The organism is Coprobacter sp. (genome assembly GCF_982436375.1).
The window spans coordinates 1-10424 of the sequence record NZ_CEWDCG010000102.1; the positions used below are offsets into that span (position 1 = coordinate 1).

At 41.3% G+C, this 10424-nt stretch carries 7 protein-coding genes; 2 read left to right on the plus strand and 5 right to left on the minus strand.

Annotated elements, in window-relative coordinates:
* Nucleotides 1-208: 208 nt before the first annotated feature.
* Nucleotides 209-2044 carry a vWA domain-containing protein gene (locus AC1WHX_RS07225; RefSeq protein ID WP_303115541.1) on the minus strand — a complete coding sequence of 612 codons (1836 nt, stop codon included), beginning with the start codon at nt 2042-2044 and terminating at the stop codon, nt 209-211.
* 86 nt (nt 2045-2130) lie between these two features.
* Here AC1WHX_RS07225 and AC1WHX_RS07230 point away from each other — a divergent pair, with 86 nt between their 5' ends.
* Both AC1WHX_RS07230 and AC1WHX_RS07235 read left to right on the plus strand, forming a co-directional pair.
* Entirely contained in the window at nt 2131-2766 is a 636-nt protein-coding gene (locus AC1WHX_RS07230; protein ID WP_122338261.1) for an RNA polymerase sigma factor, read from the plus strand.
* A complete protein-coding gene (locus AC1WHX_RS07235) occupies nt 2763-3896 on the plus strand; it encodes an energy transducer TonB (protein ID WP_122338262.1) in 1134 nt (377 codons plus the stop codon). The genes AC1WHX_RS07230 and AC1WHX_RS07235 overlap by 4 nt, the downstream gene beginning before the upstream one ends.
* 38 nt (nt 3897-3934) lie before the next feature.
* Here AC1WHX_RS07235 and AC1WHX_RS07240 read toward each other — a convergent pair whose 3' ends face one another.
* The 4 genes from AC1WHX_RS07240 to AC1WHX_RS07255 all read right to left on the minus strand — a co-directional run bounded on the left by AC1WHX_RS07240 (nt 3935) and on the right by AC1WHX_RS07255 (nt 10233).
* Nucleotides 3935-4666, minus strand: a complete 732-nt coding sequence (locus AC1WHX_RS07240; RefSeq protein ID WP_122338263.1) for a DUF6250 domain-containing protein — start codon at nt 4664-4666, stop codon at nt 3935-3937.
* Between the two features lie 12 nt (nt 4667-4678).
* Nucleotides 4679-5872, minus strand: a complete 1194-nt coding sequence (gene ilvA / locus AC1WHX_RS07245; RefSeq protein WP_022390468.1) for a threonine ammonia-lyase — start codon at nt 5870-5872, stop codon at nt 4679-4681.
* Between the two features lie 251 nt (nt 5873-6123).
* Nucleotides 6124-7434: an FAD-dependent oxidoreductase gene (locus AC1WHX_RS07250; protein WP_122338264.1), complete on the minus strand. Its 1311-nt coding sequence runs from the start codon at nt 7432-7434 to the stop codon at nt 6124-6126.
* Nucleotides 7435-7809: 375 nt separating this feature from the next.
* On the minus strand, nt 7810-10233 hold the full coding sequence (locus AC1WHX_RS07255) for a calycin-like domain-containing protein (protein WP_303115549.1): 2424 nt from the start codon (nt 10231-10233) through the stop codon (nt 7810-7812).
* Between the last annotated feature and the right edge of the window lie 191 nt (nt 10234-10424).

A 10424-nucleotide genomic window follows, 5' to 3' on the forward strand; every position in this document is an offset into this window, starting at 1 on the left:
CAAAACTAAAATGTCCCCTCCGAAAAGTTATAGATTGTAACTATGACATTAAAAAGGGTCGTATCATTACTCAATACAGAGCTTGATACGACCCTTTTTTAGCCTTTTGAGGGCGCTCAAATTTCAAATTATAAGTTCATATCTTCAAAAATTGAGTTTTGACACACCCTCCTGAACTTAAATTTTCTAATAAAATTTAAACAGGCTCTTATTTATTCAATCCTTTTGCACTTTGTACAAGACGGACAAATTCGGCACGGTATCCTTCCGGATCGAAAGAAAGACCTTTATTGGCAGTCTCGATGACTTTGTCATAAGTAGCTTCGCCTTTGAAATCCGAGTCTTTGAGTAGTTGAGCGAACATGGCGACTGCCGAAGCGAACCGGAAATCCGGTGATACGTTATCTTTACCCATATCCGTTACGCTCTTTTCTATTTTTTTACTTTTTTCTTCTTCCGGAGTTTTGTACCGGAGTTTCACGGTCAGTAGTTCCGAAGAGTTGCTTGTTTGCGTGTTTATATTCGTTTCGGTCTGGTATTTCAACGGATCGATACTTCCCGGAATATTACCTGATATTCCGGTGGGGATGATTTCATAAAGGGCTGTGACCGTGTGTCCTGCACCCATTTCTCCGGCATCCTTAGTATCATCGTTAAAATCTTCATTATTCAGCATTCGTGTTTCATATCCGACGAGACGGTATGACTGTACCTTTGCCGGATTAAATTCTACTTGCAGTTTTACATCTTTGGCGACAGCATACATCGTACTGCCGAATTCGTTTACCAAGACTTTGTTCGCCTCTTGAATATTGTCGATATAAGCGTGATTGCCATTCCCTTTTTGAGCCAGTATCTGCATCTTGTTGTCTTTATAATTTCCCATTCCATAACCTAAAACAGTCAGGAAGATTCCGCCTTTTCGTTTCGATTCGATCAGGTTCTCCAATTCTGTTTCGCTGGATGCGCCGACGTTAAAATCTCCGTCGGTGCAGAGTATGATCCGGTTGTTCCCTTGTGCGATAAAGTTTTTCTGAGCAATACGATAAGCTTCTTTTATGCCTGCACCTCCGGCGGTTGATCCTCCCGCAGTGAGAGTTTCGAGAGCATCTTTGATTTTTTGTTTTTCATTTCCCGGAGTAGAAGGTAGGGCGACCCGCGCATCTCCGCAATAGGTGACGATGGCTACCCGGTCTTTTTCACGCAGGTTGTTCACCAGTAGCCGCAGAGAGGATTTTACGAGTTCGAGACGTGTCGGTCCGAACATAGAACCCGATACATCGATCAGAAATACGAAATTCGATGCCGGGAGGTTTTGGTTTTCGATTTCCCGGGCTTTTAATCCGATTTGTACCAGACGATGAGTTTTATTCCACGGGCAGATACCGACTTCCGTTGTGATTCGTACCGGATCATTTCCGGTTGGTTTCGGGTAATTATAATTGAAGTAATTGATCATCTCTTCGATGCGTACGGCATCTTTCGGAGGCATTTCACCTTGGTTGATAAATCTTCTTATATTGCTGTACGAAGCAGCATCCACATCGATAGAGAATGTCGATAGGGGATCTTTGACGGGAGATTTGAATCGGTTTTCGGCATTATGGTTGTACTCTTCCCGGTTTGCATATCGATCGTAGATAAGCGCCGGCATACCGAGACTTCTGACCGCCATTTGTTTACTACTGATTGCCCGGTTACTTACTTCATCCGACGTTATGACACATTCTTCCATCAACAAATTGTTGTCAGGATATAGTTTGACATCGATTATTTTTCGGTTGGCTTTTACTTTCTGGGTTTTATATCCGATATAAGAAAAACGGATGATGTCACCTTGTATCGCTTCGATCGAATATTTTCCGTGTTCGTTTGTTACTGTTCCTTTCCGGCTTTTTTCTATCGAAACATTTGCTCCGATAAGTGGCTGATCATTTTCATCGGTTACTGTTCCCGTTACGGTCAAGGATTGAGCGGATAGTCCGGAAATCCAGATAACGCACAAGATTGTGCTAAATATCGACTTAATTTTAAGGGTTTTCATAATGTACAATTTTAAAAGTTAGATAATACGTTATTTTTGTTGTTTGCTATATAGATGTTTCGGCTTGCCATAATTCCATAAACGGGATGAAAAAAATTTTTTCTTTTGTCGTTTTGAACTGTAACCCTTATCTTTACCGAAAAATCAAATCGACGTTTTTTAAACCGCACATATCGTCTTTGCCCGATGAAGAGTTGCTTGCTCGGTATAATAGAACGGGTGATACGAAATATTTCGGCGAACTGTATAACCGTTATATTCCGTTATTGTACGGAGTCTGTTTGAAATATCTGGGAAATGCCGAGAAGGCAGAAGATGCCGTAATGCAGCTTTTTGAGGAGTTGACCGAAAAAATAGGACGGTATGAGATTACCCTATTTCGTACATGGTTATATAGCGTGGTAAAAAATCATTGTTTTCAACTCTTACGGAAAGAAGAACGGGAAATTCCGGTGAATTTTGATGCCGATTTTATGGAATCGGCGGATATCGTGCATCTATTAAGTGACGATGAGGAGGATTCTCGTTTGCCGGCGTTGCAGAAATGTATGAGGCAGTTACCTCCGCAGCAGCGAGAATGCATCGAATTGTTCTTTATGCAAGAACAGTCGTATGCTGATATTGCAAGTCGGACAGGTTATTCTTTGAACCATGTAAAGAGTTATATCCAGAATGGGAAAAGAAACTTGAAAATTTGTATCTTAAAACAGGGTGACGAATGAATTTGAAGCAATACATACGAGGCCGGAGAAGGGGCAAGGCTGCCCGGGATTTGGAGAAGGAAGCGTTGAACGACCCTTTTCTGAATGATGCGATCGACGGATATGATGCCGTACCGGGCGACCATTCTCGTCATTTGGAGAATTTGCATCGTAAAGTTTCCCGTTCGTCATTAGAGAGGGCCGATTTTCGTCGTTTAGCAGGTTTGGTTGCCGGGCTTTTGATTCTGTTTGCGGTCAATTTCTTTTCTTACCGAAAAGAAAAAGTCGAAATGACGGCAATGGATACTACTGCCGGACAAGCGGAGGCTGTTTGGGCGGATACGGGAAAAAGTGTCGAGACTAAAATCGTTCCGCCCCTGATCGCTGAGGCAAAAGAGAAAGAGACCGAACAAATACTCCGTAGTGATGATGAAATAAAAAAGGCTCATAATGCCCCTGTTATCCGACAGAAAAATAAAGAGGGTGTGGTTGAAGAGTCTTTGGCGATGAGTACAGATGTCGTTTCGGAAGATGAGGTGAGACTTGCCGATGCACCGAAAGACGAGGTAAAAGTCATGGCTATGAGTAAACGTGCTGTTGCTGCAGCACGACCGCTTGTTACTGCTGCTCATGAAGCGACCGGGATTGTTACCGATGAGTCGGGTAACCCTTTGGCAGGAGTTGCCGTACAGATAAAAAACTCAAAAACAGGGGTTGTTACCGGATCGGATGGCAGATTTTCGATACCGGTCTCAGGAAAAGATTCTTTACAATTTTCATTCGTAGGATTTGAAACTGCTTCAATCTGCGCCGATCCGAATTCTCCTATGTCGGTTGTCCTATCGGAAAATCCGATGGCTTTAAGCGAATCGGTGATAGTAAAATCCAGCGGTTTAGAGCCGATCGTGGGGTGGAAAGAGTTCCGTAAATATCTGAAACGGGAGATGCGGCTTCCGGCAGATACTTGCCGAAATATTTCGGGTAAAGTATCTTTGGCTTTCGAAATAGACATACAAGGTCGTCCGGTAAATATCGAAGTTAGAAAATCTTTATGTCCTTCATTAGATCGAGAAGCGGTCCGATTATTGAAAAGCGGTCCTATATGGCAGGGTAGCGCTAAGGTCGGACAAGTCGATATCCGGTTTAAATGATGATCGGGGAAATTAATTCCGGTCTTGGATTAAAAAAATCAGAGTTTCTCTACGCTGAATGCCGTTATTTGTGCCCGGTTTTCTAATAACCGTATTCCGAAATATCCTTTTTCATACGGTTCTTTATCTTCCAGTCGGAAAAGTTCTTCACCGTTTACCGAAAATTGTGAGACACCGTCCTGCACCGTGATAACGACATTATACCAGTTGTTCGGCTTCAACAGGTGTTTTTCGTCTGTATATTCTTGTAACAACGGTTTTACTCGGTTATCGTCCTCTGTACCATAGAATTTCCCGTGATATTTCCGGAAACGGGTTGTCGTATTGTCATTCCCTCCGTATCCTACATAATAAAGATTCAGAGAGTTATAATTTTTGAATATACCGTGCCGTTCTTCCGACCGGAAGAAAAGCGAATCGGGATGCAAAGGATCGGATGCGGCCCAAAAACAGTTCATGTCGGCGAGCCGGTCGCTTTCTCGTCCGTCCATGCGCAGAGATATGGAGTAGGATATTTTGTAGTTACCCGAAAGTTCCCGGTTATACCACATGGTGAGACCTTTGGGAGAAACGATCTCTAACGTATCGTGCAGGAATGTAAAGCTTGCCGAGTCCGATTCATCTTCGATGACCCATTCGGAAAGAGGAAATCTTTCGTGGTTTTCTCTGTTCTCGTTATTATCCGTATTCTGTTTTTTCGGTTGACAAGCCGGTAAGATTAATAAACATAATAGAAGAAGAGATAGGCTTGAGGCAAGTCTGTGTTTCATAAATATCCGTGTTTAAGAAATAACATGATAACCTTCCCGAATCAGCTCCTGCCGGATTTTTTCGATGTGTTCGTGATTGCGGGTTTCCATAACGACTTGCAAATAGCAGCCTGTTATGTCTTTGCTGCCCGCCCGTTCGTGATGGACCGAAATAACATTAGCCCCCATTCTGGCAATAATTCCGGTTACGCCGACCAATTGACCGGGACGGTCTACCAGCTCTACCGTAAGCGTATAAGATCTTCCGGTTTTGAGAAGCCCTCGGTTGATGACACGGGAAAGAATCGTTACGTCGATGTTCCCGCCGGATACAAGGCATATCACCTTTTTCCCTTTGACCGGAACTTTATTGAACATGGCGGCTGCCACCGATACAGCACCAGCTCCTTCGGCTATCAGTTTCTGCTGTTCGATAAGCGTCAATATTGCCGTAGAGATTTCATCATCGGTTACGGTAACGATCCCATCGACATATTTGTTGCAGATGTCATAGGTATGAATACCCGGTTCTTTTACGGCGATACCGTCGGCAATTGTCGATACCGAGTTGAGACGTTCTATTTTCTGATTAGTTATAGAATTGAGCATACTGGGAGCTCCGCTTGCCTGTACACCGTAAACTTTAACGTTGGGCTTCAGCGATTTTATGGCAAAAGCAACACCGGAAATCAGTCCTCCGCCACCGACAGGGACGATCACTACATCTACATCGGGGAGTTCTTCTAATAATTCGAGTCCGATAGTTCCTTGTCCGGCAATAACATTCTCGTCATCGAACGGATGAACAAACGTATAACCTTTTTCCTCTTTCAGTTGTAATGCTTTTTGATAAGCATCGTCATAAACTCCTTCGACGAGACACACTTCTGCCCCGTATTTTTTTGTAGCTTCTACTTTTGAAATAGGAGCTCCGGCCGGAAGACAGATCAAAGATTTTATTCCGTTTTTAGTAGCCCCTAAAGCTACGCCTTGAGCATGATTCCCGGCAGAACAGGCGATAACGCCGTGAACTTTTTCTTCATCGGTAAGTTGGGATATTTTGTAATAGGCACCTCTTACTTTGAAAGAACCGGTCAGTTGCAGATTCTCCGGTTTCAGATATATTTGACTGTCCGGATTGATTTGCGGAGCATATATAAGATCAGTATGACGGATAACCTCTTTCAGTACGTAAGAAGCCTGATAAATCTTATCTAATGTAAGCATAGCGGTTCGGTTATTTTTCTGACGCAATATTACGAAAAACTATTCGATAAAGCGTATCGACCGATGAATATTTTTATTCGGATCAAGGCGTCTGCCTAAATTTTGTTTCGGGCCGGATTTTCGATATAAACCGGAAGAAAACGCAAAAGTGACCTGATGATGTTTTCTGCATCGGAAATTCAGGCAGGTTATCAGGCAAATTTCCCCTTGTTAATGGACGCAATGTAAGTATAGTCGTATTGTAAAAATGATTATTCTTCTAAAAGCTTTTTAGCATCTACAAATTGGGCAATACCTTTAGCAACCTGTTTCGCCTCTTTCATTGCCAGAACGACGGTTTGCGGAGTGTGTACGACATCACCGCCTGCAAATACACCTTTTCGGGTAGTCATTCCGTAAGGGCGTTCTTTGGTAATGACATATCCTGTGTCATCGACCTTTATACCGGAAGTCGTGGAAACGATCCTATTTGCCGGACGAGAACCTATTGCCAACAAAATCCGATCTATCGGCATAAAATTTTCACCTTCCGGAGTTTTGACTCTGATCTTTTCCAGTTTACCGTTAGAGCCGATAAATTCGGTAACTGTGGTTTCCCATAAAAATTCGACGCCTTCTTCGACTGCCTCGTTATATTCTGTTTGTAGTGCACTCATTTGGTCCATTGTTCTTCTGAACAATACATATACTTTTCCTGCACCCATGCGCAGAGCTGTTCGGGCGGCATCCATAGCTACGTTTCCCCCTCCGATGACGCCGACTATGTCGCCTTGTTTTACCGGAACTTCTTCTCTTCCTATACTTCCGGTGTTGCACAAACTCGCCATGCGGAGAAAGTAGGAAGACTGTGTGACGCCTCTTAGCGTATATCCCGGAGTATCGAGAGATTTGGGCAATGCTGTCCCCGAACCGATAAATACGGCATCAAAGCCTTGTTCGAACATGTTATCTACCGTAATAGCTTGACCTACCATACATTGCGTAATAAACGTTACTCCTAAGGCCTCGATTTTTTTTACTTCCTTGCGCACTACATCTTTAGGCAGCCTGTACTCAGGAATTCCGTACATCAATACACCCCCGGCTTCTTGTTCTCCCTCAAAAATCATGACATTGAATCCTTCTCTTGCCAGGTCTCCTGCTACGGTCAGACCGGCCGGACCTGATCCGATAACGGCAACTTTTCCTCTCGTTTTTTGGGGTATTTTGTCTCGTATTAAACCCATATTTCCGTCAAAGTCTGCTGCAAATCGCTCTAACTTTCCTACTTGTATCGGACGTTTTTTGGCATTTAAAACACAATGACCGACACACTGTTTTTCGTGTGGACATACTCGTCCGCATATTGCCGGAAGATTACTTTTTTCATTGATGATGTGCATCGCTGCACCGATGTTTCCCATAGATAACTGATGAATAAATCCCGGTATGTTGTTTTCGATGGGACAGCCTTTAATACATAAGGGGTTTTTGCAATTGAGGCATCGTTTAGCTTCTTCTATGGCTTCTTTTATGGTAAAACCTTCGTCTAATTCTCCGAATTTGAGATCTTTTGTTTCCATTTAAATAAATATTGTAATCTTGACTTTGCAAAAATAGTATATAATTGTAATATGCACATTGCAAAATTATTTTTTAACAATTTATTTGAATAGCTTCTTTAAAAGTGTTTTTAGTTTTTACGAGGAGGATAGCAGGTTATCTGACGAGTGAAAACGGGAAAAAAGATCGGAAGAAAGCGCAAAGATGACCTGATGGTATTTTTTTTATTGGAAAACTTAGACAGGCTCTCAATAGCAGATTCTGTCGTATTGAAGTTTTCCCTTTTAAAAAGGAGGAGATATTAGATTCTTGATAGTTATGAAAGCAGAGAGGTATATAATAGAAAAGGCGTCATTTGACGCCTTTTCTATTATATTAAGATAAACACGATGTTATTATTTTACTATTACTATTGTCGCTTTAGTCCCGGTACGGATAATATAAGTGTTCGGTTCTAATGAGAATGTTGCGCTTCCGGATACCTCTTTTTGAGCAACTTTACCTCCATTTAAGAGATAAATATCGACAGTACCTGTATAGCCTTGAACAAATACATTTCCGTTTATACTATATATCTTTAAGTTTTCGATTATTCCGTTATTTTCGATTCCCTGTTCATAAACATCAGGAGTTACGATTGTCGCAACCGGATTGTTACCTTTTAAAGCGATGAACATTTCCGATGGAGCAACGGTTGCTGTTGACGGTTCTGATACTATATTGAACACTTGGGCTGTTTGATCGAACAGGTAATAGGTATCGGCAGTGATGAGATCTGTCAATTTTTGAGTAGCCAAAGTATTGTTCGGACAGATATTATAGCCTTCTGTAATCGTTAATTCACCACCTTTTATTGAACTGCCAGCTATGGAGATCAATTCTAATGCTGTAGCTTCATTATATGTTTTGAGCTTCATAATGCAGGCATTATTTACCGCACTTAAAGATTGAGGTTTATATTCACCGTTTTCGTTCGTATAAGTGTACCAGTCTGCTTCTGCAGGTACGGTTGTATTGTCTGTTATGGCATTTACAGTAGGAATGAATGGCAATCCGATTACATTCCATGCGTTTCCGTCGATTTGTTTAACATAACTTATCGTTCCTGAAACAGTCGCATTTCCGTTTATTTCCGAGCCGTTGGATAATTCCAAATTTCCGTCTATAGCTTGATTTACAGTAATCGCTTTTATCGGTTTTGAAATATCTGCATTTGCCAGTTTGTAAATATTTGCCTTATCTCCGTCGGTTACATTTAAATATATCCAGTTTCCGTCCATAGAGATGTTTACTTTTAATGAAGGATCGGCTGTATAAGTAAGGATATCGGTAGAAGTAATGTCCAAAGATTTGTAATTGAATACGTTAGGATCGAAAGTGATGGCATTCGCTTCACCTGATATAGCTAATTCATTTAGGCGTAATCCTTCTTCTATCTTTTTGCCTTTAAAGGTTACAGGGATTTTTCCAAGACCGGTAGCATCTACATCGATTGTTGCGGTTGTAGTACCGTCTGCTTGAATTGTTCCTGAAACAGATACACTTGCTTGAATTGAGCCTCCCATCAGGCTTAATGTAACCGGTTCTTTGCTGTTAATATCGTAGTTAGAGCCGTTTTCAGTCACTGAAATCTTATCTACGGTAATGTCTCCCAATGTTAATCCGATAAATGAGAAATTCTTTAATGTAAGTTGCAACTCATTTATTTCAGATTTTTCAATGGTTATTTGATCCGGAACGGTTAGAACAGGAGGTTCAGCTCCCATTACTGACAGATCTATGTCGATAGAACCGTTATATATTCCGGCAAATTTTTCTACTTGAAGATCTTTAGCAAAAGTGAGTGTATATACATGCTTATTTTCAGGATTGATAGAAATATCGTTTCCTGATACTGTAATTGTTATGGTGTTCCCATTTGTCGATTGGGTTATCGATGCCCCTTTACCGTCCGATACGGCTTCTATTTGGTCCTCGGTAGGAACGACTCCGTCACCTGTTATCGTATAGTTATAGGTATCTTTATCAAATCCGTCAACCGCTACGCCTCCGATTTTCAATGATTCTAATTTTGAATTGTAGATAAATTCGATGTCATCGATATATACTACATCTTCTTTACTTCCTCCACCCGCAGTTTTATTTGTAGTGAAAGTTAGTAATAAAAATGAGGGTGTAGCATTTTGAGTATATTCAAAATTAACGGTCTTTTGTACCCATTGTTCATTGGTCGTTGTATAGTTCAATTCTGCAGATCCAATTTTGTGGCTGAGAATAGTCTCGTCTTTTGTCGGATCTTGATAACGAAAATTGTCATGCAGGATTGCTGCCATCCGGGCTTCTTCGGTCGAACTTGCCATTTTCGACTTTACCCAAAATGAGATGGAATCGGGGAGACCGGTAAATTTTTGTTGGTACTCTTCATTTTCAAGATCAGTAAAATTGTAATTCCCCGTTTCGTCAGTCGGAGTCATGCTACCGGCATTCATTCTGCCGGTGGTAAGTGTTCCATTTCCTATGACATTACCTATAGGGTTTGTTGCGGAAATTTTTGCGCAACTGCCTGATCCTGTACGGGTGTCGGTACTTTGAGAAACAGAGGCTTTTGTCATACTTTGTAGATCTCCGGCAGCAGTCCCGAAAGAATGCCAATATTGGGGGGCATTTTCTGTCGATTTGCCGAGAAAGCCTCCCCAAGTTGTTTCTTTCCATGTTCCCTCAAATCCGGGATTCGGCAATTGGTATTGCGCTTGAACATTTATACAACCTGCAATTATACATGCGATTGCAAGCATCATTTTTCGAGTAAACTTATTCATAATTAATGTAATTAAGATTTGATGCAAAGATAGGTCAATAAATACGGAGCATGGTTTTGAATACATTTTTTAACTGAATAAAATGTTTATAAACAAGTGATTTTGAAAGGAGTAAATTATTATGTAAATAGAGATAAATATCTGTCATTATAGGGGTTTCGAAAAAGTGATTCCGTTTTTGATGTAAAGAA